Source organism: Streptomyces gelaticus, from assembly GCF_014649535.1.
In the GTDB taxonomy this organism is placed as follows: domain Bacteria; phylum Actinomycetota; class Actinomycetes; order Streptomycetales; family Streptomycetaceae; genus Streptomyces; species Streptomyces gelaticus.
This window is the reverse complement of the sequence record NZ_BMTF01000005.1, coordinates 178,977-204,917: the sequence shown is the minus strand read 5'-3', so window position 1 is coordinate 204,917 and position 25,941 is coordinate 178,977. Positions and strand designations below refer to the sequence as shown.

The following is a 25,941-nucleotide window of genomic DNA, read 5'->3' as shown; positions in this document are numbered from 1 at the left end:
GGAGACGACATGGCACTGTGGGATCGGATCAAGGAATCCGCCTCGTCGATGCAGTCGCAGCTGGAAGCGAAGAAGAACGACCTGAAGAGCGGGGCGTTCCGCGACGCGAGCATGGCCATGTGCGCCCTCGTCGCCGCGGCCGACGGTTCCATCGACCCGTCCGAGCGCCAGCGCGTGGCCTCGCTGATCGCCACCAACGAAGTCCTGCAGAACTTCCCGGCGGACGATCTGCAGCGCCGCTTCAACGACTACGTGAACAAGCTCACGGCCGACTTCGCCTTCGGCAAGGTCAGCGTGCTCCAGGAGATCGGCAAGGCGAAGAAGAAGCCGGCCGAGGCGCGTGCCGTCATCCAGATCGGCATCGTCATCGGCGGCGCCGACGGCGACTTCGACAAGTCGGAGCAGGCCGTCGTGCGCGAGGCGTGCTTCGCCCTCGACCTCCCGCCGCACGAGTTCGACCTGTAGGGCCTGAAAGACCCCAGGGTCTCCCGCCCTGCCCCGGACCGGCTGCCCGGTCCGGCCCCGAACCGCCGGAAGAAGCGCGGACCGGCCGACCACCGGTCGGCGCCCGGCAGGCCGGGGATGCGCGACTCCCCCCTGCGCGTCCCCGGCCACTCCAATTCGGCCCCCGCGCCCACGGCGACCGCCGACGGACGCGGGGTCCTGCAAACCCGCCCGCGGACGCGAGGCCTGCAAGCCCGCCGACGGACGCGGGGCCCTGCGGCACCCGCCGACGGACGCGGGGTCCTGCAAACCCGCCCACAGACGCGAGGTCCCGCAGCACCCGCCGACGGACGCGAGGCCCGCACACCCGCCCCCGGACGCGAGGTCCCGCAACACCCGTCCCGTCACAGCTCCTTGTCGGGCCAGTCCAGCAGCCGGGCGCCGATGACCGCCGTCTGCAGGGTGTACCGGTGCATCGGGTCCGACGGGTCGGAACCGGTCAGCTGGTGGATCCGCTCCAGCCGGTAGGTCAGCGCCCGCACGCTCAGCGACAGTCGGCGGGCCGTCTCGGCGGCCACACAGCCCGCGTCGAAGTAGACGCTGAGCGTCTTCAGCAGCGGCTCGGCACCGCCGCGGGCCTTCCGGAGCGGGCCCAGCTGACTGCGCACCAGATCGGCCATCGCCTGCCGGTCGCGGGTCAGCACCGGATAGACCAGCAGATCCGCGGCGTACAGCACCGGATCGTCCAGATCCATCCGCTCCGCCAGATCCAGCGCGTCCAGCGCCTCGTCGTAGGAGTGGACCACGCCGCCGGGCCCGTAGTGCGGGCGGCCCACCGCGACCCGGCCGCCGTCCGTCGCCGCGTGCGCCTGCTTGGCGAAGTACCGCAGCACATCGGGCTGGCTGCCGGGGGCGATGCAGACCAGCCGCCCGTCCTTCGTCGTCAGTAGGATCTTCCGGCCGCTGAAGCGGGCCAGCAGCGCCGCCTCGACCGTACGCGGCACGGAGTCCGTCTCCGTGTACGCCTCCGGTCCCGTCGCCACCGCCACCGCATGGGCGCGGGAGAGCCGCAGCCCGAAGCGGGTGGCCCGTTCGGCGAGCCGACCCAGATCACTGCGCCCGTAGAGCAGGTCGTCGATGAACTCACGGCGCGCCGCCTCCTCGCGACGCACGGTCATCCGCTGGGCCCGCTCGAAGCCCTCCCCGAAGGCGTCGATGGCCTGCTCGACCGCGGCCAGCACCGAATCGGTGGCCGCACCGTCGGCGGAGGTGACGACCGGCCAGTCGGCGCGGGCCGCCGCGAGATGACGGACGACCAGGGCGCGCAGCTGGAATCCGGTCTCGGCGGCCTCGCGGCCCAGCCTGCGGCGCTCCTCCAGCTCGTCCCGGGTGAGCCGGCGGCCGGTGGCGGCCACATCCGTCAGGATGCAGGCATATCCCGCCAGAAGCTCATCGGGTATCTCCGGCTCCGCCACGCGTTTCTCCTCAAGTCCTGACGCGACTTTGACACTCACCCAACGCATACCGGCCGGTGCCGGTGCCCGGCATCAAGGAAGAGCAAAGATTGCCGGATTCCGGCAGTGCGGTGCGACGTTCCCGAATGACACGATCCGGTCAGCACCAAACGGGGGAAACACGGGGGACACGGGGGACGACCCGGCTGCTGCGGCGCCGTTTCAGGCGGTGTCGCGGCACCTGGGTCACCACCGGCTGCCCCCGGCATGACAAGGGGGTGGACGGATGCAGGAGTTCCTGGGCGCAGCGACCGCCTTTCCCGCCGTTCTGTTCGGCGCCGCTCTGGCCGTCGTCGTCTTCTTCTGGCTCCTGGTGCTGGCCGGTGCGGCTGACCACCACTCCTTCGACGGCGACCTCGACACCGACCTGGCCGGGATCGGCGGGGTGCCGGTCACCGTCTCGGTGTCCGTGATGGTCGTCGTCGGCTGGTTCGCGAGCCTCACCGGTACGGTCCTGCTGCACCGCGCCGATGTCACCGGCCTCACCCGGGCCGCGCTCGCCTGCGCCGTGCTCGCCGGGGCGCTGCTGCTCGGCCGGGCCGTGCTGCGGGTGCTGGTGCGCTGCTTGCGCCGGCGCTTCCCGGACGAGCCTCCTCCGTCGCGGCAGGACTTCCTGGGCCGGGTCTGCACGATCCGTACCGGTTCCGTCAGCTCCGACTTCGGCCAGGCCGAGGTCACCGCGGACGACGGCTCCACCGCGATCGTCCAGGTCAGGCTGCTCGCCCCGGCGGACGGCACGGCCCTGGCCGCGGGCAGTGCGGGACTTCTCTACGCGTACGACGACGAGGGCGAGTTCTTCTGGGTCTCGCCCTACGACAAGGCGCTGGACCCCGGCCCGCCCACACCCCGACCACGCACGGCGCCGCGCACGGCCGCGCGCCGCACCCCACGCCGCACCGGCTGACCGCCCGGACCGCTCCGAGCGACCGGCCCCACGGACGGCCTCGAACGGCCGGCCGTACCGTCCGGCCGCTGCCGGATCCGCCGCGCCCGCGTCCCCTTCCCTTCACCACCTTCCTCACCAGCCGCAAGGACTGTCATGGATGCCATCACCCTGGGCTTCGGTGTGCTCGTAGCCGTTGTCCTGCTCATCGCCGTCGCCCTGCTCCTCGTGGTCAGCCGGCTCTTCCGCAAGGTCGAGCAGGGCAAGGCGCTGATCATCTCCAAGACCAAGAAGGTCGACGTCACCTTCACCGGGGCCGTCGTCCTGCCGGTGCTGCACAAGGCCGAGACCATGGACATCTCGGTGAAGACCATCGAGATCCGCCGCACCGGGCGCGAGGGCCTGATCTGCCAGGACAACATCCGCGCCGACATCCACATCAACTTCTTCGTGCGGGTCAACAAGACCGTCGAGGACGTCATCAAGGTCGCCCAGTCCATCGGTACGGAGCGGGCCAGCGACAAGGTGGCGATCCAGGAGTTCTTCGGCGCGAAGTTCGCCGAGGCGCTCAAGACGGTCGGCAAGCAGCTGGACTTCGTCGATCTCTACACCAAGCGCGAGGAGTTCCGGGACCGGATCATCCGGGTCATCGGCACGGACCTGAACGGCTACCACCTCGACGACGCCGCGATCGACTTCCTCGAACAGACACCGATGACGCAGCTCGACGGCGCCAACATCCTCGACGCACAGGGCATCCGCAAGATCACCGAGCTGACGGCGATCGAGCACGTGCGCACCAACGAGTTCCAGCGCTCCGAGCAGAAGGAGATCACCCGGCAGGACGTCGACGCCCGCGAGACCATCCTGGAGCTGGAGCGCCGGCAGGCCGAGGCCGAGATCAAACAGCGCCGTGAGGTCGAGACGCTGCGGGCCCGCGAGGAGGCCGCCACCGCCAAGGTCCAGGAGGAGGAACGGCTCGGCGCCCAGGCCGCGTTCATCCGTACCGAGGAGCAGCTCGGCATCCAGCGCGAGAACCAGGCCCGGGAGATCGCCGTCGCGCAGAAGAACCGTGAGCGCGTCATCGCGGTGGAGAACGAGCGCATCGAGAAGGACCGGCTGATCGAGGTCATCGGGCGCGAGCGGCAGACCGAGCTGAACCGGATCGCCGCGACCAAGGAGGTCGAGGCCGAGCGCCGCGAGGTCGCCGATGTGATCCGGGAGCGGATCGCGGTGGACCGCACGGTCGCCGAGCAGGAGGAGTCCATCAAGACGCTGCGGGCCGTCGAGGAGTCGGAGCGCACCCGCAGGTCGGTCATCATCGCCGCCGAGGCGGAGGCCCAGGAGAAGCTGGTCAAGGACATCAAGGCCGCCGAGGCGGCGGAGGCGGCCGCCACCCACCTGGCCGCCGAGCAGCTGACGCTCGCCGAGGCCCGGCTGAAGACCGCGGATCTGGACGCCCAGGCGAAGCTGCGGCTGGCCGAGGGCATCCAGGCGGAGTCCGCGGCGCCCGGACTCGCCCAGATCCAGGTACGTGAGGCAGAGGCCGATGTCATCGAGAAGGCCGGTCTCGCCGAGGCCGAGGCCGCGTCCGCCCGGCTCAGGGCCGAGGCGGAGGGCGCCAGGCTCAAGGCGCTCGCCACGGCCGAGGGCACACAGGCCCAGGCGACGGCCGACGCGGCGATGATCGGCGAGAAGCTGAAGGCCGAGGCGGCGGGCCTGACCGAGAAGGCGGCCGCGATGGCGGCGCTGGACGACGCCTCGCGCGGGCACGAGGAGTACCGGCTGCGGCTCGCCGCGGAGAAGGAGATCCGGCTGGCCGGCCTCGATGTGCAGCGGCAGGTGGCCGAGGCACAGGCGACGGTGCTGGCCACGGGCCTGGAGAACGCCGACATCGACATCGTCGGCGGGGAGTCGGTCTTCTTCGACCGGCTGGTCTCGGCCATCTCGATGGGCAAGAGCTTCGACGGCTTCATGACGAACTCGGACACCGCGAAGACCCTCGCGGGTCCGTGGCTGAACGGCACGTCGTCGTTCACGGACGACCTGACCCGGGTGCTCGGCTCGGTGTCCACGGGCGATGTGCAGAACCTGACGGTGTCCGCACTGCTGATGCGGATGATGAAGACGCCGGGAGCCGGGGTCTCGTCGGGGCAGATCCAGCAGCTGCTGGCCGCCGCGAAGGAGCTGGGGCTCGCGGACCATCCGGTCTCCGTACTGACCGGGCCGGACGCCTCCGCGGTGCCGGAGACGGCGGACGCCTCCGCCGTGCCCGTGTCGCGCAACGGGTCGGAGCCGGTCGCGCAGGGCTGAGCCGGCCGCCCCGTCCGCACCACCCGCCCCGTAACACCTCGCAGGGAGATCCGTACGTATGGACACCGACACCACGACCGCGACGCCCACCGGCGGCACCGTGGACGCGGGAACGTACGACGTGCTGCGCCGCCGGCTCGGCGACCGGGCCGCCGAGCTGGCACGCCGCGCCGAGGAGCTCAACGCGCGGCGCACCGAGGAGTTCGGCTCGACCGGGCTCCGGCTCACCGGCACCGAGCAGATCCGCACCGGGCACGCGGCCGTGCCGCGCGATCTGACGGCCGTCGGCGGGCAGCTGCTGTTCGGCTTCGAGCGGGGCCCGGGGGCGGCGGAGGCGGCCGAGGTCCCGGACGTACTCGCGCTGTACGGGCCGGAGTTGGGCTCCCCGGCAGCGGACGGGCTGCTGGCCGACGAGGGCTTCGTGCGCGAGTTCACGGCCCTGCACCGCTACTACCGCGACGCCCGGCTGCTGCGGCTGCGCCGGGTGGACGGAAAGCTGCTCGCCGTCTTCCGCACCGGCGAGAGCGCGGACGGCGTCCGGGTGCTGCGCTGGGCACTGGCCGCGGACGGTTCGCCGGGCGCGTTCCTCGACGCGCGCGGCGACCGCGACCACGTCTTCCCGCCCTCGCACGACTTCTCCTGGACCGCCGCCGGGCGCGAGTCGCACGTCCTCGGCCGGCACCCGCACATCGCGGTGGGCGGCGAGGGCCCGGATGCCGCCGTGCTCTTCGTCGACACGCTCGGCGGCACCCTCACCGTCAAGACGGCCGACGACACCGACTCCCCCGACGGGATCTACGAGGAGCCGGTCGCCGAACCCCTCCAGTCGCTCGCCGACGCGGAGGTCGAGCACGCCACGATCGGGCCGCTGGTCCTGCTCCGCGTCCGCCCGTACAACGAGGAGTCCTGGCGGTACCTGGTCTTCAACTCGCTGCTCGGCACCGTGCTGCGCCTGGACGGCATCGGCCCGGCCTGCCACCGGCTCCCCGAGGACCAGGGGATCATCTTCCCCGGCGGCTACTACCTCACCACCGGCACCGCGAAGACCTTTGACGTCGCGGAGCCGCTCACCGACCCGGTCTTCGAGGGCGCCGTCCGCTCCCCGAACGGCGAGGACGTTCTGTACGTCTTCCGCTCCCCCGACGACGGCCGCGAACTGCTCCTGCCGTACAACCTGATCCGGCAGGAGGTCGCCACCCCGCTCCTGGGCCGCGGCCACGCCCTGCTCGACGACGGCACCCTCGTCCTGCTGCGCACCACCGCCACCGGCGACGAACCGGCCCGCGTCCACCCCTTGCAGCGCTGGCGGACCCCGTACGTCTCCGACACCTACGCCGCCTCCCGCCCCGCCGGGACGGGTCCGCTGGCCCGGGTCGGCAACGCCGATCTGGTGCGCGGGATCTCCGACTGCCTGGCGCTGGCACACAGCGCCGCCGAGACCACCCCGACCGCCGCCGGGTACGCGCAACTGGTCACGGACTGCACCCGCGCCACCGACCGCTACCACTGGCTCACCGACGCCGAACTCGGTGCGCTCGCCGACCCGTTGGCGGAGCTGAAGGCCACCGCCCAGCAGGTCCTGACCGAGTTCGAGACGGTACGGGAGCTGACCCGGCAGGCCGCCGAGGCACTCGACGGGGCGGCCGACCGGATCACCGCACTCGTCCGCCGCATCCGCGGCGAGGCCCCCCGCTCCGCCGCCGCCTGGGTGGACCAGCTCACCGAACTGCGCAACGCCCACGGCCACTTGGCGACCCTCGCCGAGATGCGGTACGCGGACACCGAGCGGATCGCCGAACTCTTTGCCGCGACGGCCGCCGACCTCGAATCGGCCGCACAGCGCGCCGTCGCCTTCCTCGCCCGGGACGACGCCTTCACCGGCTACCACGAGGACATCGCCCGCCTCACCGCCGAGGCGTCCGCGCTCGCCACCGTCGCGGACGCGGCGGCACTCGGCGAGCGGCTGAGCGGGATGACAAAGGGCCTGAGCACCGTCACGGACGTCGTCGCCGGTCTCGACATCGGCGACACCACGGTCCGCACCTCGATCCTGGAGCGGATCGCCGAGGTCCTCGGCGGGGTCAACCGGGCCCGCGCCACACTCGAAGCCCGCCGCCGCGAACTCCTCGACCACGAGGGCCGCGCCGAGTTCGCCGCCGAGTTCGCCCTGCTGGGGCAGGCCGTCACGGGCGCGATCGCCGCCTCGGACACCCCGGACGCCTGTGACGAGCAACTGGCCCGACTGCTGCTCCAGTTGGAGAACCTGGAGTCGCGGTTCGCGGAGTTCGACGACTTCCTGGCCGAGCTGGCCGAGCGCCGTACCGAGGTGTACGAGGCGTTCTCGTCCCGCAAGCAGACCCTGCAGGACGCCCGCGCCCGGCGGGCCGAACGGCTGGCGGACTCGGCGGCCCGGGTCATGGAGACGGTCTCCCGGCGGCTGTCCGCCCTGCCCGACCTGGACGCCGTCCACACCTACTTCGCCTCCGACCCGATGGTCGCCAAGATCCGCCGCACTGCGGAGGAGCTGCGCGGGCTCGGCGACCCGGTGCGCGCCGAGGAGCTCGACGGGCAGCTGCTGGCCACCCGCCAGGAGGCCGGGCGGGCGCTGCGCGACCGCGGTGAGCTGTACGCGGACGGCGGCGCCACGATCCGGCTGGGACGGCACCGGTTCGCGGTGAACACCCAGCCCTTCGACCTGACGCTCGTCCCGCACGGGGACCGGCCGGCGTTCGCCGTCACCGGCACGGACTACCGGGCCCCGGTCACCGACCCGGAGTTCGAGGCGACCCGCCCGTACTGGGAGCAGAGCCTGCCCTCCGAGTCCCCGCGGGTCTACCGGGGCGAGCACCTGGCCGCCCGGCTCCTCGACGAGCGGGGCGCGGACACCCTAACCGCCCTGGAACCGGCCGAACTCGCCGCTCTGGTACGGGAGTCGGCCGCCGCCGCGTACGACGAGGGCTATCAGCGCGGTGTCCACGACGAGGACGCCACCGCGATCCTCACCGCCCTGCTGCGGCTGCACTCCGGGGCCGGGCTGCTGCGCTGCCCGCCCGCCGTGCGGGCGGCGGCACAGCTCTTCTGGGCGTACGGCACGGACGAGGCCCGGCGCACCTCGTGGACCCGGCGGGCCCTCTCGCTGGCCCGCGCCCGCGAGACCTTCGGCCTCGCCCCGGCCGTCGAGGCCCTCCAGGAGGAATGGGCCGCCGTCACCCCGGGCGACGAGCCGGCCGCCGTGGCCGCGTATCTCTTCGAGGAGCTGACGAGCGGCCCGGCCGGTTTCGTCACCAGCGCCGCCGTCCGGACCTTCCTGGACAAGTTCCGCCGTACGACGGGGACTTCCGCGTACGACGAGGATCTCGCCGCGCTCGGCGACGACCTGCCGGCCCGCCGCCAGCTCGTCGAGGGCTGGCTCGCCGCGTACGCCACCGCGAGCGGCACAGGGACCGACGCGGGAGATCTCGCGGAAGCCGTCGCCGTGGAGCTGTGCCCGGATCCGGTGCTCGACCGGTACGACTGCGAGGCGCCGCTGACCGCGCGGGTGGACGGCCTGCTCGGCACCCATCCGCGCATCGACCGGGGCACGCTGACCGTCCGGCTCGACGAACTCCTGGCCCGTACGGCCGAGTTCCGCGCCGTGACCGTGCCCGGGTTCCGCGCCTACCAGCGGCGACGGACGGCACTGGTGAACGCCGAGCGGGCCCGGCTGCGGCTGGACGACCACCGCCCGCGCGTCATGTCGGCGTTCGTCCGCAACCGGCTGCTGGACGAGGTGTATCTGCCGCTGATCGGCGACAGCCTGGCCAAGCAGCTCGGCACCGCCGACACCGACCGGCGCACCGACTCGCAGGGCCTGCTGCTGCTGGTGTCGCCGCCCGGCTACGGCAAGACGACGCTGATGGAGTACGTCGCCGACCGGCTCGGCCTGGTCCTGGTCAAGGTCAGCGGTCCGAACCTCGGCCACGACGTGACCTCGCTCGACCCGGCCCAGGCCCGCACCGCGACCGCCCGCCAGGAGATCGAGAAGATCAACTTCGCCCTGGAGTCCGGCAACAACACCCTCCTCTACCTCGACGACATTCAGCACACCTCCCCGGAGCTGCTCCAGAAGTTCATCCCGCTCTGCGACGCGACCCGCCGCATCGAGGGCGTGCGCGACGGCGAACCGCGCAGCCACGACCTGCGGGGCAAACGGTTCGCGGTGTGCATGGCGGGCAATCCGTACACGGAGTCGGGCGAGCGGTTCCGGATCCCCGACATGCTCGCCAACCGGGCCGACGTCTGGAACCTCGGCGAGGTGCTGAGCGGCCGCGAGGACGTCTTCGCGCTGAGCTTCGTCGAGAACGCACTGACCGCCAACCCGGTACTGGCCCCGCTCGCCGGCCGCTCCCGCGAGGACCTCGTCCGGTTCGTGCGGCTCGCCTCCGGCGCCGCCCCGGCGCCCGGCGCGGACCGGCTGGACCACCCGTACACGCCCGCCGAGGTGGACCGGATCGTCGCGGTCCTGCGCCATCTGCTGACCGCCCGGGACACGGTGCTCGCCGTGAACGCCGCGTACATCGCCTCGGCGGCGCAGACGGACGCGACGCGCACCGAGCCGCCGTTCCGGCTCCAGGGCTCGTACCGCAACATGAACAAGATCGCCGAGCGGATCGTGCCGGTCATGAACGACGCGGAGCTGTCCGCCGTCGTCGACGACCACTACGCGGGCGAGGCCCAGACGCTGACGGCCGGCGCGGAGTCGAACCTGCTGAAGCTCGCCGCGCTGCGCGGCCGGCTCACCCCCGAGCAGTCCGCGCGCTGGTCCGCGATCACCGCCTCCTACGTCCGCACGCAGGCGCTGGGCGGCCCGGACGGCGACCCCATGACCCGCGCCGTCGCCGCGCTGGGGCTGCTCGCGGACCGGATCGCGGCGGTGGAGTCGGCGATCGTCCGGGTCGCGGACCCGCGCAATGTGCTCACCCATCCGCAGGCCCGGCACGCGGCGCCGCCGCCCGCCGGACCGGCGGAAGATCACTGACCGCACACTCGCACAGGAGAGGAACAAGGCATGCTGGGTCACGTGCCCTCACTTCCCCAGCAGCCCCAACGCTCCCCGTTCAGCGGACACATGGTCGTCTGTGGCGACGACGCGCTGGCCCGGCGGCTCGCCGTCGAACTGCGCTATGTGTACGGGGAGCGGGTAACTCTCGTACTGCCGCCCGGACGTGACACCCGCAGCCCCGAACTCCCCCTGACCGGAAGGGGCCTGGCGGCCCTTCTCGGCCGCATGTCCTCGGCGATGAACCGCAACGGCGGCAACGGCGGGGGCGGAGCCGACGCGCTCGGCGACGACACCAACGCCGGGGTCGAGGCGGTCCGCATCCTGGAGGCCCCCGAGCCCTCCGACGAGGCGTTCGAGGAGGCGGGCGTCGGATCGGCCGCCGCGCTGGCGCTGGTCTACGACGACGACGAGCGCAACATCCGCGCCGCGCTGACCGCCCGCCGCATCAACCCGCGCCTCCGGCTGGTCATCCGGCTCTACAACCGCAAGCTGGGCCAGCATCTGGAGACCCTGCTCGACCAGGCCGCCGCGCTCGCCACCCCCGGCCTGGACCGGGCGGCGCTGGACGCCTCCACCACCGTGCTCTCCGACGCCGACACCGCGGCCCCCGCCCTCGCGGCGACCGTCCTCACCGGCTCCAGCAAGGTCATCCAGGCGGAGGGCCTGCTGCTGCGCGCCGCCGAACGCACCCCGCCCGGGGGCGGCCAGATCGCCGACCCCGGCCTGTGCACCCTCGCACTGCTCTCCTCCACCACCCATGACCCGGCGGGCACCGAGGGCTCCGACAGCAGCGGCGACGAAGGCCCCCGGCTGCTGCCCGACGAACGACAGGTGGCGGCGGCGACGGGGCGCGGCACGATCGTCCTGGAAGCGGTCAGCCAGGCCGGCCCGCCCGGCCCGCCACCCCGGATGGGCGGCCGGGGCGCACCGCTCGGCCAGGTCTTCTCACGGCGGCTGCGCTGGTCGGCGCTGGGCGTCGGCCTGGCCGTGCTGGCCCTCGCCATCGCCTCCACGCTCGCCACCGGCGACGACCCGCTGCACGCCGCCTACCTCACCCTGCTCGACCTGTTCGCGATGGGCGACCCGGCGACCGGCGAACCGATAGCCCGCCAGATCATCCAACTCCTCTCGGGGGTCGCCGGGTTGATGCTGTTGCCCCTCCTTGTCGCGGCCGTCCTGGAAGCCTTCGGCTCGCTGCGCACCGCATCCTCGCTGCGCCGCCCGCCCCGCGGCCTGTCCGGCCATGTGGTGCTGCTCGGCCTCGGCAAGATCGGTACGCGGGTCCTCGTCCGGCTGCGCGAACTCGGCATACCGGTGGTGTGCGTGGAGGACGACCCGGACGCGCGCGGCATCGCGGTGGCCCGACGGCTGCGCGTACCGGTGGTCCTCGGCGACGTCACGCAGGAGGGCGTCCTGGAGGCGGCGAAGATCCAGCGCTCCCGCGCCCTCCTCGCCCTGACCAGCATCGACACGACCAACCTGGAGGCGGCCCTCTACGCCCGCTCGGTCAAGCCGGACCTGCGGGTGGCGCTGCGCCTGTACGACGACGAGTTCGCCACCGCCGTCTACCGCACCCTGCGCACCGCCCACCCCCATGCCGTGACCCGCTCCCGCTCCGTCTCCCATCTGGCCGCCCCGGCCTTCGCGGTCGCCATGATGGGCCGGCAGATCCTGGGCGCGATCCCGGTCGAGCGGAAGGTGATGCTCTTCGCGGCGGTCGAGGTGGCGGGCCATCCGCAGCTGGAGGGCCGCACGGTGGAGCAGGCGTTCCGAGCGGGCGCCTGGCGGGTCCTCGCCCTGGACGCCACCCCGCCGGAGAACCGCCGCCCGCAACTGACCGCACCGGACCCGGACGCCCCGGAACACCCGTCCGGCCTGGTCTGGGACCTGGACCCCGGGTACGTACTGCGCCCCGAGGACCGCGTGGTGATCGCCGCGACCCGCCGGGGCCTGGCCGAACTGCTGCGCAGGCGGCGCCCCGTGGCGCCGCGGTCATAGCCGGGGGGTGAGCGCCGGTTCAGAGGTCGCGCACCGAGTCTGCCTTGTTGCTGAGCCAGGGGTGGCTGTACGGCCCGCGAAATCCCGGTGCCGGCCCGCGTCCCCGGTACCTACCCTCACCCCATGGAAACAGGACCGGAACCGGAACTCCTGAACGTCATCGACATCGAGGCGACCTGCTGGGACGGGCAGCCACCACCCGGTGCGGTGAGCGAGATCATCGAGATCGGGCTGACGGTCGTCGACCTGCGGTCGGCGGAGAGGGTGGCACGCCACCGGATCCTGGTTCGCCCGGCCCGGTCCACCGTCAGCGCGTTCTGCACCGAACTGACCGGCCTCACCCAGGCCGAGGTGGACACGGGCGTGTCCTTCGCCGAGGCCTGCCGACTGCTGGCGTCCGAGCACGAGTCGGGGACACGCCCCTGGGCCAGCTGGGGCGACTACGACCGCAACCAGTTCACCCGCCAGTGCCGGACCACCAAAACCCGCTACCCGTTCAGCCACCGCCACACCAATGCCAAGCTCCCCTTCACCTCCTCCTACGGCCTGCGCAAGCGCCCCGGCATGGCCCAGGCCCTGAAGGTCGCGGGCCTCCCCCTGGAGGGCCGCCACCACAGCGGCGCGGACGACGCCTGGAACATCGCGGCGCTGATCCTGGACGTGGCGGCCCGGGACGCCTGGCCGGACACCCCCTGACGGAACAAGGGGCAAGGAGGTGAATCCTTCCGCGCCCACCGTGCCTCTCATAGGCATGCGGACGACCGCGTCCGCCCCGCACCCACCGGACGAGCGCGACTGCAGATGCGCGGCATCAGTCGGCGTCGAGACCGTCGATCAGGCGGCCCAGGAACCGGGCGAAGGTGGCTTCGGCGGTGAGCGGGCGTCCGGGGGCGGAGAGGACTTCGGCGAGCTCCGGGTGGCGGCCGTCGGCGGCGACAGCGGCGAGGTAGCGGGCCTCTGCTGCGACCCGGTCCGGGGACCGTGCGGCTTCGGTCTGCGTGATCTCGTGAGCGACGTGTCCGGCCACGAATGCGGTCAGCTGGGCGAAGACCTCCAGCTTCGCCGCACCGTCCAGCCCGGTGGGCCGCAAGGCGGCGAGCGCATGTTCCAGAAAGGCCAGCGTGTTGGGGCCCGGAACGCGACGGGTGGACAGAGCGGCGGGCAGCCAGGGGTGCCGCAGCATGTGTGCACGCTGCAGATGGGCGATCGTCTTCAGATCGGTACGCCAGTCACCGCCGAGGGGGTCCGTGACCGTGAGTTCGCCACTGACGTGGTCGACCATCAGTTCCAGCAGTGTCTCCTTGTCGGGGGCGTAGCTGTAGAGCGACATGACACCGGCTCCGACCTGGGCCGCCACCCGACGCATGGTGACCGCTTCGATGCCTTCGGCGTCCGCCATGGTGACGGCTGCCGCGATGATCCCCTCCCGGCTGAAGGAGGGTCTGCGGCCCCTGCGGGGCTCGGTGGGACGCAGCCAGAGCTGTTCGGGATCGACGCCTGCGGCTCCGGGCCTTTCGTCGTGGGGCACGGTCTCGCGCTCCTTCCCCGTGTTGTTGAGGCGGCTCCTGCGGAGGTCATCCAAGCATCCCCTATTCTCGTACATCGTACGGAATAAAGGAGGGGAACGATGCCACCACGCATGCCCGACGCCGTAGCCGGTCCGGCCTGGGTGCCACCTGCCGGAAAGCCGCCGCTGTCCTCACGGCTGATGAGGGCGACCTGGCGAGGCCTGCCGACGAAACGGCACGAGGTCGGGTGGGAGCCGGGGCTGGTGGTGCCCGCCGCCGACGGAAGCCCGCTGATCACGGACCACTACTTCCCGCGTGCGGAGGGCGACTTCCCCACCCTCCTGGTCCGCTCCCCTTACGGCCGCGGCCTGCCGTGGTCTCCCCAGTACGGCCTGCTCTTCGCCGAACAGGGCTTTCACGTGGTCCTGCAGAGCTGCCGGGGCACCGGTGGTTCGGGAGGCACGTTCGACCTGTGGCACAACGAGGCCGCCGACGGGCAGGCCACGGTGTCGTGGCTGCGCGAGCAGCCCTGGTTCAACGGAACACTGGGGACCGTCGGTCCCAGCTACCTGGGCTACGTGCAGTGGGCCCTTGCCCTGGACCCGCCGCCGGAACTGAAGGCAATGGTGGTGCAGGTGGGCCTGCACGATCCCCACGCCCTGTTCCACGCAGACGGTGCGCTGCGCCTGGAGAACGCCCTCGCCGTCGGTGTGGGCATGACCTACCAGCACCAGGGCATGGGACCGTTCCTCAGGGCAACGCTGCGCCTTCAGCGCCGCCTGCGTGACGTCACCACCGCGCGGCCCTTGCGCGGGGCGTACGTGTCCGCCCTCGGGGGCGAGGTGCCCTGGCTGGACGACGTGATGACGCACCCCGATCCCAAGGACACGTACTGGCGCGGCGCATCGCTGGCGGAGTCGGCAGAGCGGCTCGGCGTGCCCACGGCTCTGATCACCGGATGGCATGATGCGCTGGTCGACCAGAGCTTCGAGCAGTACGACCGGCTGCGTCGGGCCGGATGCGAGACCGCTCTGCTCGTCGGCCCCTGGACCCACACCTCCGCCCTGCAACAGGGATGGCCCGAGGTGTTCGCCGAGAGCCTCGCCTGGCTGCGCGCCCACCTGTGCGCCGACCCCTCCGGCCTGCGCCCGACCGCGGTGCGCGTGCACATCGGCGGCGAAGTCGCCTGGCGGGACCTCGACGAGTGGCCGCCGGCCGCGGCCGCCACCTCGTGGTGCCCCGCCCCGGGCGGGCATCTCACCCGGCAGGCCCCCACGGACGCCGCACCCCTGACCTCATTCCGCTACGACCCGGCCGACCCCACCCCGTCCCTCGGCGGCCCGCTGCTCTCCCGCACCGCCGGCCCACGCGACAACAGCAGCCTGGAAGCCCGGGACGACGTCCTGACATTCACCAGTCCCCCACTGACCGAGCCGCTGGACATCGTGGGCCCGGTCTCCGCCCGGCTGAGCATCTCCACGGACACCGGCCACGCCGATGTCTTCACCCGCCTGTGCGACGTGGACCCGCGAGGCCGCTCCGTCAACATCTGTGACGGACTGGGCCGGCTTCGAACGACTGAACACGTTCCCTCGCAGGTCACAGTGCCGATGAGCGCCACCGCCCATCGCTTCGCCGTCGGTCACCGCGTGCGCTGGCAGATCAGCGGAGGCGCCCATCCCCGCTACGCCCGGAATCCCGGCACCGGGGAGCCGCCCGTGAACGCCACCACCTTCGCGCCGGTGCGCATCACGCTCCACACGGACTCGGCACTGGTGCTCCCCCGCAGCTCCGGGCTCACATGATTCTTCAGCCCTGCGGGGGACGTGCTGCATCCGGATCACGGCCTTCGTGCTGAGCGTTGCGTGTTCCTCGGTCGGATCACATGCTCAGCCGAAGGCCGCCCGCGCGTAAGGCAGTTACCTGTGCGAGTGATCAGTGCGAGTGATCAGTACGAGGGCTCGTCCGGACCCCGAGGCCAAAGATCGAGCCGGATCACGCCCCCATCACCCCTCGTACCTCGTCCAGCGTCGCCGCGGCGATCTCGTTGGCGCGCTCGTTCCCGGCCCGGAGCACCGACCGCACGTACCCCATGTCCCGTGCGTACTCGGCCCGCCGGGCCCGGATCGGCGCCATCCGGCTGTTGACCGCCTCGGTCACGATCCGCTTGAGCGCGGCCGCGCCGCCCCCGCCGATCTCCTCGGCCACGGCATGCGGGTCCCGGTCCAGACAGAGCGCCGCCAGCAGCACCAGCGAGGACACCCCGGGCCGATTCTCGGGGTCGTACGTGATGTACCGCTCGGCATCCGTCTTCGCCCCCTTGATCAGCCGGGCGGTCTCGTCCGCGTCGGCGCCCAGCGCGATGGAGTTCCCCCGGCTCTTGCTCATCTTGGTGCCGTCGGTGCCGAGAAGGAGCGGCGCTTCGGAGAGCAGCGCGTCCGGTTCCGGGAAGACCGCCCCGTACCGCTCGTTGAAGCGCCGGGCGACGGTCCGCGTGACTTCGAGGTGCGGCAGCTGGTCCTGCCCGACCGGCACCAGGTTGCCCTTGCAGAACAGGATGTCGGCGGCCTGGTGCACGGGATACGTGAACATCAGCCCGCTGACCGCTGCCTGCCGGGAGTGCACGATCTCGTCCTTGACGGTGGGGTTGCGGTTCAGCTCGGCGACGGAGACCAGGCTCAGGAACGGCAGCATCAGCTGGTTGAGCGCGGGCACGGCGCTGTGGTTGAAGACCGTCGAACGTGCCGGGTCGATCCCGACGGCCAGGTAGTCCAGCAGCATCCCCTCCATGTACTCGCCGAGCCGGTCGGCGACGTCCCGGTCGGTGAGCACCTGGTAGTCGGCGATGATCACGAAGACGTCCACCCCGAGCTCCTGGAGCCGGACGCGGTTGTGGAGGGTGCCGAAGTAGTGCCCGAGGTGCAGGGGCCCGGTGGGCCGGTCCCCGGTCATCACCCGGAACCTCTCCGGGGCCTGCCGGATTCGCGCCTCCAGCTCGGCGGCGCGCTGCTCGGGCGATGCGGTGGCGATACTCATGGGGGTTTCTCTCCTCGCGATGCATGGTTGCGTGGAGGACGGCCCGCCGTGATCACCGGATTCCGTACCCGTACGAGGGCAACGAAAAGGGCCGTCCATATCGAACGGCCCTGATTCCGTGCAGAGGGGAGGCGGCCGCTCCTAGAAGGAGCGCCACCAGTTTCGGCACGGTACGGAGGTCATGACCCGAGCTTAACGGAACCGAACTCCGCCCACACGACCTTTCCGGGCCCGTGCCGTGCCCCGTACCCCCACCGATCCGCCAGCGCGGCGACCAGCAGCAACCCCCGTCCGCCGCACGCGCCGGGCTCCGGATCGCGCACCTGCGGCACCACGTCCGAGGCATCGTGCACCTCGATCCGCACCCCGTCACCCAGCGGCCGGAACAGGGTCTCGATCTCCCGCCCCAGCGAGACCCGGGCGTGCTGCCCAGCGTTCGTCAGCAGCTCGGACAGCACCAGCACCGCGGACTCCTCCCACTCCGAGAACCCCCACCCCGCGAGCGCGGTACGCAGTTCCGCCCGAGCCAGCGATACGCAACGCGGATGTCGGCTCCAACGCAGAATGACAGTGCGGTCCGCCGCCTCCCCCATCAGCGCACCACCGCGCCGAGAACCGGGCTGGGTCCAGCCCCGATGCCGTACCGATCCAGCCACCACACCCACCGCCGCTCCCGACGGAACCGGTTCTCGGCACGCCCCCAGCGGGCGAACTCAGCTTGGCACGAGTCCAGTTGGACCCGTTGGCGGGCGGGAAAGCAAGGCCGTACGGGCTCATCACCCCGCCGCTCCCTGCCCGGACGTCGAGCTAAGGGACACAGGAGTGATCCAAGGGGCCGTCCGAGCCGTCCGCCAGGACATGGGTGCTCAACTGGGCGCCACGGGCAGTGGCCCGGTCCCCGTCGACCTCGATGACGGCATTGGTGCCCAGATGCACGGTTCGGTCGAACAGCGCCATTCCTCGCCGGATGTGCGCGAGCAGGGCGTCACGACCGTGAACCGTACCGATGGGCATCTCCGCGGTGACGTCCTCGGTGTGGAACGCGCGCGCCCACTCCTCGTCGAAAACGCCGTCGTCCAGGGAACGCAGATAGCGGTCCATCAGGTCGGTGATCTCGGCCCGGTCGGTCAGTGCCCTGCCCCTGTCGCTGCATCTCCATGGTGTCCATGGCGGAAGTCTCCCGCCTCAAGCGCACTTGAGGTCAAGGCACTTGGCCTGCTCCGGCCGACCGGGCGCGCAACGGCTACGCGTCCGGGTCCCAGGCCAGGAGCTGGGCGAAGATGCGTGCGTCGCCGTCGAGTTGCAGGGAGTCCATAGGAATACGGCTGTACAGGGCCAGGACCAGCTCACCGGCCGTGCCCGGGCGGGTCTTTGCCACGCCGACTGTTTACCACCGTGCCCGGCAACCGGACAGCGTTTTCCCTGATCAACGGCGACGGGCCGATCGGCCGTCGTAGGCTGAATCCCGGATGAAGGACGCCCCGAACCGCCTGCAGTGGGCGATGAACCACGGCAATAGCGGTCCGATACACCGAGGCGGAAGAATGACAGTGGGCAAGAACCCCCATGTAGCGGCGCTCGCACAGGTCGTGCCGACGCGGCACGGCGTGGACGAGCGGATCGACTGGAGCGCGGTCGAGGAGATCTGGGGGACCCGGTTCCCGGCCGACTACGTCGCCTTCATGGAGGTGTACGGGGCGGGGCAGGTCAGCAGGGAAGTCGGAATTCTGCTGCCGGTGCCGCGACCCGATGTCTACTCGGACTGGAACGGACTGCGCGACGAGACCGAGAACGCCCGCGGCACCTGGGAGATGCTCGGCGGCAGAGCCGCCCTGGACGTGGACCCCGGCTCCATCCTGGCCTGGGGCGTCACCACCGGCGCGGACATCTACTGCTGGCTGACCACGGGCGACGACCCCGACCGCTGGCCCGTGCTGGTGTGCGGACGGCACACCAGCCCCGCCTTCCAGGTGCACTCCTTCGGGATGGCGGAATTCCTCCTCAGACTGTGCACCGACGAAGAGTTCCAGGAGGAGACGATCAGCGTCACCCTCCCAAAAGAGCCTTCCTTCATCAACTGGCGTGAACGGAAACGACGTTGGGACGCCGGTTTGGACCCGTCCACGGGCGAGCCCTGGGGCTAGGAGCCGTGCGGCGCCACGAGATCATGTGGCGTACGGGTTGCTGATGGTGTGATGCCGACACACGGTGGCCAGCACCCGCTCCGGGAACCGCGGGCCTGCGACGTAGTGACGGCCTTTCGTCCGGCCCACGGCCGTCAGCAGCCGCGCCTTGGTGAGTGCCTGCAGATCCCGCGTGGCCTGCTGCGTGTTGATCGCTTCGGCCTTCTCGTACCGGCTGCGCCGCACCCGGCCGACCATGGCCACCTCGTGCAGCGCGGTGACCTGCCGCTCCGTGACTCCGTGCGTACCTGTTTTCTCCATCAGTTGCATCCAGCAGTCGTTGGAACGGTCGACACGGCGTTGCACCCGCTGAGTCTGCTGGTGGTAGGCGAGCAGGTTGAATTTGATCCAGGGCGAGGTGTCGGGCTCCGGCGACCAGACCGGCCCGCCGTGCCGAGCCACTCCTCGATCGAGGAGAACTCGGGGGCGAGAACACCGCCGCGTGCGATGAGAAGGGTCTGCAGCGAGCGGGACATGCGGCCGTTGCCGTCGGACCACGGGTGGATCTTCACCAGGTTCAGATGGGCCATGGCTGCGCGGAGCAGGACATGACTGCCCAGGTCGCCTTCGGGCTGTCAGGGCCTTGCACAGGTCAAGGGTCCACTTCATCGGAGCCCGCTGCACCGCATGGCGCAGTTGTTCGCGCAGGCCGTTGATCTGCTCCAGGACCTGAAGGTCGGCCGAGTCCAGGCGGGGCATCTTGTACAGCATGATGCAGTGATACCCGGCACCTACCGTCTCGCTCGGCGCGCCCTCGCGCCCCGCCGCGTGGGCGGCGAGGAGGCGTTCGGGGTGCCCGGCCTCCACGCAGCTGTAGTCGCCCCAGGCCGGCGCCAGGTCGGCGAAACCACAAGCACCACAGGAACCGCACACGTTCCCTTCACGTCTAAAACAAAAGCCAAGGCCACAGCGCCGCCGAATCCGTCGGCATCGACGTCACCGTCCACGTCCAAGAGCACTACCGCACCCGCACCCGCTCCCGGCCCCAACTCATCGGAGAACGAGCAGGAGTTCGTCCCGCTGTGCGGTAGGCAGGAGGCAAGCCGTGAAGGGCTCGGTCACACGATGAGCAGCACTACGAACACGTCGGCGCACCACACGTCCACGATCGGCGCGCCGAGCCGGCGCAACACCGAACTCGTGCTGCTGGTGTTCGCCGTCGTCGTCCCGGTGTTCGCCTACGCCAACGTGGGCCTGGCCATCGATGACCGGTTACCGTCCGGCCTGCTGAGCTACGGCCTGGGCCTGGGTCTGGTGGCCGGCGTCGCCCATCTCGTCGTACGCAAGTCCGCGCCGTACGCGGACCCGCTGCTGCTGCCGCTGGCCACGCTGCTGAATGGGCTCGGCCTGGTCGTCATCTGGCGGCTGGACCAGTCCGAGCTGCTGCAGTCGATCAAGCAGGCGGGCACAGCCGCGCCACGGCAGCTGATGTACACGGCGATGGGCGTCGCGCTGTTCGTTGTGGTGCTGATATTCCTCAAGGACCACCGCGTCCTGCAGCGCTACACCTACATATCCATGGTGGGCGCACTGTTCCTTCTGCTTCTTCCGCTGGTTCCGGGACTGGGCGCCAACATCTACGGCGCCAAGATCTGGATCCGCGTCGGCAGCTTCAGCATCCAGCCCGGCGAGTTCGCGAAGATCGCGCTCGCGGTCTTCTTCTCCGGCTTTCTGATGGTCAAGCGCGACGCGCTGGCCCTGGCCAGCCGCCGTTTCATGGGCCTGTACCTGCCGCGCGGCCGCGACCTCGGCCCGATCCTGGTCGTCTGGTTCCTCTCGATCCTGATCCTGGTCTTCGAGACCGACCTCGGCACGTCGCTGCTGTTCTTCGGAATGTTCGTCATCGTGCTGTACGTCGCCACCGAGCGGACCAGCTGGATCGTCTTCGGTCTGCTGATGTCCGCGGCCGGCGCCGTCGGCGTCGCCGCCTTCGAGCCGCACGTCCAGCAACGTGTCCAGGCCTGGCTCGACCCCATGCGCGAGTACATGCTCAGCCGCCAGGGCGTGGTCGGTCATTCTGAGCAATCGATGCAGGCGCTGTGGGCGTTCGGCTCCGGCGGCACCCTCGGCACCGGCCTCGGCCAGGGCCGCTCCGACCTCATCCGGTTCGCCTCCAACTCCGACTTCATCCTTGCCACCTTCGGCGAGGAACTTGGCCTGACCGGCATCATGGCGATCCTGCTGATCTACGGCCTGATCGTGGAGCGCGGTGTACGCACCGCCCTCGCGGCCCGCGATCCGTTCGGCAAGCTGCTCGCCATCGGCCTGTCGGGCGCGTTCGCGCTGCAGGTCTTCGTCGTCGCCGGCGGGGTGATGGGCCTGATCCCGCTGACGGGTATGACGATGCCGTTCCTGGCGTACGGCGGTTCCTCCGTCATCGCCAACTGGGCCCTCGTCGGCATCCTGATCCGCATCAGCGACACCGCACGCCGCCCCGCGGCCACCCCCACCCCCGACCCCGACGCCGAGATGACCCAGGTGGTGCGCCCCTGAACGGGCCCCTGTGCCGGATCGTGATGGCTGTGCCGTGACGCCGGTTCGTGCGACGGCGTCGAATCACCGATCCTCAGCAGCCCCAAAAGCGCTCGGTGCGCGGCTGTGGGGACCGCGTACCCACGCAGTCCGGAGGGCCGTCACCTGCCGCGCGGTGATCCCGGGCCACTGAGAGAGCCTCTTGCGAACGTGACGAACCCGCGTGGTGCCGACCATGCCCCGCGTACCGTCCCGCCCCGCCCCGATCGCTTCACTTCACTTCTTGGCGTGCTCGCCCACGTAGAAGAGGATCCAGATGAAGCCCGCGAAGAGATGCGTGGCGAAGACGTAGACGAAGACGCGCAGCGCCACACCGCGCTCCTTCCAGCGCTCGCTCTCGCTCTCGTCGCCGCTCCCGCTCACTGCCCTGCCTCCGTCGGGGCGGTCCGTGACCGGTCCGCACATCCCGTCCAGGGTACGCACCGGCCGGTACACCCCCCGTGGAATAGGTCAGGGGGGTGCTCCGTTGTAGGGTGTGTTCACATAGTTCAAAGTTCAACCAACCGGAGGCGGACCATGGAGTTCGGGATCTTCACCGTCGGGGACGTCACCACCGACCCCACGACCGGCAGGGCGCCGAGCGAGCACGAGCGGATCAAGGCCACCCTCGCCATCGCGCAGAAGGCGGAGGAGGTCGGCCTGGACGTCTTCGCGACCGGCGAGCACCACAACCCGCCGTTCGTCCCGTCCTCCCCGACGACCACGCTCGGCTACATCGCCGCCCGCACCGAGAACCTGATCCTGTCCACGTCCACGACGCTGATCACCACCAACGACCCGGTGAAGATCGCCGAGGACTACGCGACGCTCCAGCACCTCGCGGACGGCCGCGTCGACCTGATGATGGGCCGCGGCAACACCGGTCCGGTCTACCCCTGGTTCGGCAAGGACATCCGTCAGGGCATCCCGCTCGCCATCGAGAACTACGCCCTGCTGCACAAGCTGTGGCGCGAGGACGTCGTGGACTGGGAGGGCAAGTTCCGTACGCCGCTGCAGTCCTTCACCGCGACCCCGCGCCCGCTGGACGGCGTCCCGCCGTTCGTCTGGCACGGCTCGATCCGCTCGCCGGAGATCGCCGAGCAGGCCGCGTTCTACGGCGACGGCTTCTTCCACAACAACATCTTCTGGCCCATCGAGCACACGAAGAAGATGGTGAACCTGTACCGGCAGCGGTACGCGCACTACGGGCACGGCACCGCCGAACAGGCCATCGTCGGCCTCGGCGGCCAGGTGTTCATGCGGAAGAACTCGCAGGACGCGGTACGGGAGTTCCGCCCGTACTTCGACAACGCGCCGGTCTACGGGCACGGGCCCTCGATGGAGGACTTCACCGAGCAGACCCCGCTGACCGTCGGCTCGCCGCAGGAGGTCATCGAGCGGACCCTGTCCTTCCGGGACGCCGTCGGCGACTACCAGCGCCAGCTGTTCCTGATGGACCACGCGGGGCTGCCGCTGAAGACGGTCCTGGAGCAGCTCGACATCCTCGGCGAGGAGGTCGTCCCGGTGCTGCGCAAGGAGTTCGCCGCCCTGCGCCCGGCCGGGGTCCCGGACTCCGCGCCCGTCCACCCGGCCGTCGCCGCCCGCACCGCCACGAAGGAGGTCTGACCACCGTGTCCACCACGTCCGGCGCATTCGCCACCGAACCCCTGCGGATCGTCGCCGTGTCGGCCGGGCTGAGCAGCCCGTCCTCGACCCGGCTGCTGGCCGAGCGGCTGGCCGGCGCCGCGCGTGAGCGGCTGCTGGCCGAGCAGGACCGCACGGTCGAGGTCCATGTGATCGAACTGCGCGACCTGGCCGTCGACATCGCCAACCACCTGGTCACCGGGTTCCCGCCGGCCGCCCTGGACGGGGCGATCAAGAAGGTGGCGGAGGCGGACGGGCTGATCGCCGTCTCGCCCGTGTTCACCGCCTCGTACAGCGGACTGTTCAAGTCGTTCTTCGACCTGATCGACAACACGGCGCTGACCGGCAAGCCCGTCCTCATCGCGGCGACCGGCGGCACCGCCCGCCACTCGCTGGTCCTGGAACACGCGATGCGTCCGCTCTTCGCCTATCTGCGGGCCACCGTCGTACCGACGTCCGTGTACGCGGCGTCCGAGGACTGGGGCTCGTCCGGCGACGAGTACACCGAGGGCCTGCCGTCCCGCATCCGGCGGGCGGGCGGCGAGCTCGCAGCCATGATCACGGGCGGCCGGGCGGCCTCCGGGGCGCCGAGGACGCTCGGGCTCGACGACGAGGTCGTGCCCTTCGAGCAGCAGCTCGCCGACCTCCGCCTGGACTGAGGGACCCGCCGACGGAACCGTTGTCCGGGTTTGATTAGAGTTACACCGAAAGATGCGTCGTGCGAGCCCGTCTCGTACGACGCATCCGCGCACTGAGCCGAACCGAGCTGGAGGCAGTGATGGGCAGGATCGTGGTGGGCGTGGACGGCTCCGAGTCGTCGGTCAAGGCGCTGCACTGGGCCGTACGCCAGGCGGAGCTGACCGGTGACACGGTGGAGGCCGTCAACAGCTGGGAGTACCCCGCGACGAGCTGGGCGTCGATGATGCCCGGCATGCCGGAGGACTTCGACCCGCAGGCCCTGGCGACCGTGGCCCTCACCGAGACGCTGGAGGAGGCCCTGGGTGCCGAGGGCGCGGCGGCGATCAGCAAGATCGTGGTGATCGGCAACCCGGCCCAGTCCCTGCTGGACCGCGCCGAGGGAGCCAGCCTGCTCGTCGTGGGAGCGCGCGGCTACAGCGGCTTCAAGGCGACCCTGCTCGGCTCGGTCAGCCTCCATGTCACCCAGCACGCACCGTGCCCGGTGACGGTCGTACGCGGCTGACGGCGGACCGGCCGACGGACCGGCCGCAGACATGAGGGCGGGCCCGCACCGATCGTGTGCGGGCCCGCCCTCGCGTCACCGGCGCGGGGCTCACGTCTTCTCGTGCGTCTTCTCGTGCGTGTAGAAGATGTAGAAGGTGCTGACGAACATGCCGAGGCCCACCGACAGTCCCAGCATCGAGGACCGCAGCACACTCGAATCGGTCAGTCCGACCAGCAGACCGAACGCCGCCGCCGTCAGCGCGCCGTAGGCCACCGCCCGCACCAGGGGCAGCATGGTGTGCTGGATCCGGCCCAGCGCGAAGCACAGCACGGCGAGCACCACCGCCGTGATCAGGCCGTACCAGAACTGCCGGGGCCCGCTCGCGCCGTTGTTGCGGAGGACGAAGGAGGCGTAGAGACCGTACGCCGCACCCAGCGTGACGGGGATCGCCCAGGAGAGCGCGCTGTGTCCGCGTGCGTGTGCCCTCGGCCCGGACCGTCCGCGAGCCGGCATTGCTGCGTGTGTGGACATGGCGGAGTTCTCCTTCCGTGACTTCTTTTCCTTCCAGGGCACACCCGGCCGCACCACCCGGCAACTCGGATGGCGTACGGCCCGGGGCGCGGCGGCGGTCCGCGGGATTCCCTGGAAGGGTGCGGACGTATCTCTCGGCGGGTCTCTCGGCGGTACTGCTGGTGCTGCTCGCCGTCCTCGTCCCCGTCGGCGCGCTCTCCGCCTGGGTGGATCTGGAGATCGACAACACGGACCGCTACGTCGCAGCGGTGGCCCCGCTGGCCTCCGACCCTGCGGTGCAGGGCACCGTCACCGACCTCATCACCGACGGGGCGATGAAGCAGATCGACGCCGGCCCGCTCGAGAACACCGTGCGGGACTTCCTGCACCAGGCGGTGCTCTCCTTCACCACCACCGACGCCTTCCAGGACGCCTGGAACGCCGCCAACCGCACCGCCCACGAGGCCGTCACCGCCGCACTGAACGGCAAGACCGGCGAGGCCGTGACCATCGACCTGGCGCCCGTGACCGAACGGGTCAAACAGAACCTGGAGGCGAACGGGGTGCCGTTCGCCGACCGGATTCCGGTCCAGCACACCGACATCACGCTCATCTCCGCCGACCGCGCCGACCAGCTGCGCCAGACCTTCCGCCTGCTGCGGACCGGCAGCCTCTGGCCGGGCGCGGGCACGCTCGCGGTCGCCGTCCTGGCCGTGGTCGTGGCCTGGGCGCGCGGCGGCGGCCCGGGGCACAGGCGCTCCGGGCCCGCCGCGCTCTCCGCCACCGCCGTGGCCGGGCTCGGTTTCGCACTCGGGGCGCTCGTGCTGCGCGCGGTGGTCGGGTACACCCGCGGCCGGGTGCTGTCCGGGGTACCGGACACCGAGACGGCGGGCGCGGCGGCGGTGTACGACGCGCTGACGACCTCGCTGCGCACGACGGTGTGGATCGTGTTCGCGGCGGGGCTCGCGGTGGCGGTGTGCGCTTTGCTCGTGCGGCGGCGGGCGGTCCGGGGACGGCCCGCCCCGGGCACGGGATGACCCGGGCACGGGATGACCCGGGCACGGGATGACCCGGTACGACGCCGTACGACAAGGGCTCTGGGGGCTCGACATGCGGCGGCGGGCGGGCCGGGGAAGAGTGGTTTCGTGACTGCCGGATCGGGGGCGACTGAGA

22 protein-coding genes are annotated in these 25,941 nt (G+C 71.2%); 13 read left to right on the top strand and 9 right to left on the bottom strand.

Annotated features, from left to right (window positions below):
- The first annotated feature begins 9 nt into the window (after positions 1 to 9).
- Positions 10 to 465 (top strand): tellurite resistance TerB family protein, encoded by a 456-nt coding sequence (locus IE107_RS09775; protein WP_189543223.1) that lies wholly within the window; start codon positions 10 to 12, stop codon positions 463 to 465.
- A gap of 383 nt (positions 466 to 848) precedes the next feature.
- On the opposite strand, the gene IE107_RS09770 is transcribed toward IE107_RS09775, so the two are convergent.
- On the bottom strand, positions 849 to 1,919 hold the full coding sequence (locus tag IE107_RS09770) for a PucR family transcriptional regulator (protein WP_189543221.1): 1,071 nt from the start codon (positions 1,917 to 1,919) through the stop codon (positions 849 to 851).
- A gap of 265 nt (positions 1,920 to 2,184) precedes the next feature.
- Between IE107_RS09770 and IE107_RS09765 the strand changes: the two genes are divergently transcribed.
- The 5 genes from IE107_RS09765 (at position 2,185) to IE107_RS09745 (ending at position 12,889) form a co-directional block, all read left to right on the top strand.
- A complete protein-coding gene (locus IE107_RS09765; protein WP_189543219.1) occupies positions 2,185 to 2,862 on the top strand; it encodes a hypothetical protein in 678 nt (225 codons plus the stop codon).
- 135 nt (positions 2,863 to 2,997) lie between these two features.
- On the top strand, positions 2,998 to 5,154 hold the full coding sequence (locus IE107_RS09760) for a flotillin family protein (RefSeq protein ID WP_189543217.1): 2,157 nt from the start codon (positions 2,998 to 3,000) through the stop codon (positions 5,152 to 5,154).
- 58 nt (positions 5,155 to 5,212) lie between these two features.
- Positions 5,213 to 10,171 carry a DNA repair ATPase gene (locus IE107_RS09755; RefSeq protein WP_189543215.1) on the top strand — a complete coding sequence of 1,653 codons (4,959 nt, stop codon included), beginning with the start codon at positions 5,213 to 5,215 and terminating at the stop codon, positions 10,169 to 10,171.
- A 30-nt stretch (positions 10,172 to 10,201) separates the two neighbouring features.
- Positions 10,202 to 12,193, top strand: a complete 1,992-nt coding sequence (locus tag IE107_RS09750) for an NAD-binding protein (protein WP_189543213.1) — start codon at positions 10,202 to 10,204, stop codon at positions 12,191 to 12,193.
- 123 nt (positions 12,194 to 12,316) lie between these two features.
- Positions 12,317 to 12,889 (top strand): 3'-5' exonuclease, encoded by a 573-nt coding sequence (locus IE107_RS09745; protein WP_189543211.1) that lies wholly within the window; start codon positions 12,317 to 12,319, stop codon positions 12,887 to 12,889.
- A 115-nt stretch (positions 12,890 to 13,004) separates the two neighbouring features.
- Here the strand turns inward: IE107_RS09745 and IE107_RS09740 are convergent, their stop codons facing one another.
- Positions 13,005 to 13,721 carry a TetR/AcrR family transcriptional regulator gene (locus IE107_RS09740; RefSeq protein WP_229866801.1) on the bottom strand — a complete coding sequence of 239 codons (717 nt, stop codon included), beginning with the start codon at positions 13,719 to 13,721 and terminating at the stop codon, positions 13,005 to 13,007.
- 180 nt (positions 13,722 to 13,901) lie between these two features.
- On the opposite strand from IE107_RS09740, the gene IE107_RS09735 reads away from it, so the two are divergent.
- Positions 13,902 to 15,506, top strand: coding sequence for a CocE/NonD family hydrolase (locus IE107_RS09735; protein WP_189543450.1), 1,605 nt, complete (start codon positions 13,902 to 13,904; stop codon positions 15,504 to 15,506).
- Between the two features lie 190 nt (positions 15,507 to 15,696).
- Here IE107_RS09735 and trpS read toward each other — a convergent pair whose 3' ends face one another.
- The 4 genes from trpS to IE107_RS35700 form a co-directional block, all read right to left on the bottom strand.
- Positions 15,697 to 16,737 (bottom strand): tryptophan--tRNA ligase, encoded by a 1,041-nt coding sequence (gene trpS / locus IE107_RS09730; protein ID WP_189543207.1) that lies wholly within the window; start codon positions 16,735 to 16,737, stop codon positions 15,697 to 15,699.
- A 179-nt stretch (positions 16,738 to 16,916) separates the two neighbouring features.
- On the bottom strand, positions 16,917 to 17,330 hold the full coding sequence (locus IE107_RS09725; RefSeq protein WP_189543205.1) for an ATP-binding protein: 414 nt from the start codon (positions 17,328 to 17,330) through the stop codon (positions 16,917 to 16,919).
- A 214-nt stretch (positions 17,331 to 17,544) separates the two neighbouring features.
- Positions 17,545 to 17,838, bottom strand: a complete 294-nt coding sequence (locus tag IE107_RS09720) for a nuclear transport factor 2 family protein (RefSeq protein WP_229866800.1) — start codon at positions 17,836 to 17,838, stop codon at positions 17,545 to 17,547.
- 142 nt (positions 17,839 to 17,980) lie between these two features.
- Positions 17,981 to 18,115: a hypothetical protein gene (locus tag IE107_RS35700; RefSeq protein WP_268246583.1), complete on the bottom strand. Its 135-nt coding sequence runs from the start codon at positions 18,113 to 18,115 to the stop codon at positions 17,981 to 17,983.
- Positions 18,116 to 18,281: 166 nt separating this feature from the next.
- Here IE107_RS35700 and IE107_RS09715 point away from each other — a divergent pair, with 166 nt between their 5' ends.
- Positions 18,282 to 18,881: an SMI1/KNR4 family protein gene (locus IE107_RS09715; RefSeq protein ID WP_229866798.1), complete on the top strand. Its 600-nt coding sequence runs from the start codon at positions 18,282 to 18,284 to the stop codon at positions 18,879 to 18,881.
- Between the two features lie 21 nt (positions 18,882 to 18,902).
- Here the strand turns inward: IE107_RS09715 and IE107_RS34790 are convergent, their stop codons facing one another.
- On the bottom strand, positions 18,903 to 19,322 hold the full coding sequence (locus tag IE107_RS34790; RefSeq protein WP_229866837.1) for a hypothetical protein: 420 nt from the start codon (positions 19,320 to 19,322) through the stop codon (positions 18,903 to 18,905).
- Positions 19,323 to 19,985: 663 nt separating this feature from the next.
- Between IE107_RS34790 and IE107_RS09705 the strand changes: the two genes are divergently transcribed.
- Positions 19,986 to 21,413, top strand: coding sequence for an FtsW/RodA/SpoVE family cell cycle protein (locus IE107_RS09705; RefSeq protein ID WP_189543204.1), 1,428 nt, complete (start codon positions 19,986 to 19,988; stop codon positions 21,411 to 21,413).
- Between the two features lie 255 nt (positions 21,414 to 21,668).
- On the opposite strand, the gene IE107_RS09700 is transcribed toward IE107_RS09705, so the two are convergent.
- Positions 21,669 to 21,815, bottom strand: a complete 147-nt coding sequence (locus tag IE107_RS09700; RefSeq protein ID WP_229866834.1) for a DUF6126 family protein — start codon at positions 21,813 to 21,815, stop codon at positions 21,669 to 21,671.
- A 153-nt stretch (positions 21,816 to 21,968) separates the two neighbouring features.
- Here IE107_RS09700 and IE107_RS09695 point away from each other — a divergent pair, with 153 nt between their 5' ends.
- From IE107_RS09695 to IE107_RS09685, 3 genes are all read left to right on the top strand, one after another.
- Positions 21,969 to 23,057, top strand: a complete 1,089-nt coding sequence (locus IE107_RS09695; protein WP_189543202.1) for an LLM class flavin-dependent oxidoreductase — start codon at positions 21,969 to 21,971, stop codon at positions 23,055 to 23,057.
- A gap of 5 nt (positions 23,058 to 23,062) precedes the next feature.
- Positions 23,063 to 23,734, top strand: a complete 672-nt coding sequence (locus IE107_RS09690; protein WP_189543200.1) for an FMN reductase — start codon at positions 23,063 to 23,065, stop codon at positions 23,732 to 23,734.
- 119 nt (positions 23,735 to 23,853) lie between these two features.
- The gene (locus IE107_RS09685) at positions 23,854 to 24,276 is read left to right on the top strand and encodes a universal stress protein (protein WP_189543448.1); all 423 of its coding nucleotides are present in this window, start codon (positions 23,854 to 23,856) and stop codon (positions 24,274 to 24,276) included.
- Between the two features lie 90 nt (positions 24,277 to 24,366).
- Here IE107_RS09685 and IE107_RS09680 read toward each other — a convergent pair whose 3' ends face one another.
- Positions 24,367 to 24,789, bottom strand: a complete 423-nt coding sequence (locus tag IE107_RS09680) for a hypothetical protein (RefSeq protein WP_189543197.1) — start codon at positions 24,787 to 24,789, stop codon at positions 24,367 to 24,369.
- A 119-nt stretch (positions 24,790 to 24,908) separates the two neighbouring features.
- Between IE107_RS09680 and IE107_RS09675 the strand changes: the two genes are divergently transcribed.
- Positions 24,909 to 25,805 carry a hypothetical protein gene (locus IE107_RS09675; RefSeq protein ID WP_189543195.1) on the top strand — a complete coding sequence of 299 codons (897 nt, stop codon included), beginning with the start codon at positions 24,909 to 24,911 and terminating at the stop codon, positions 25,803 to 25,805.
- The last annotated feature ends 136 nt before the right edge of the window (positions 25,806 to 25,941 follow it).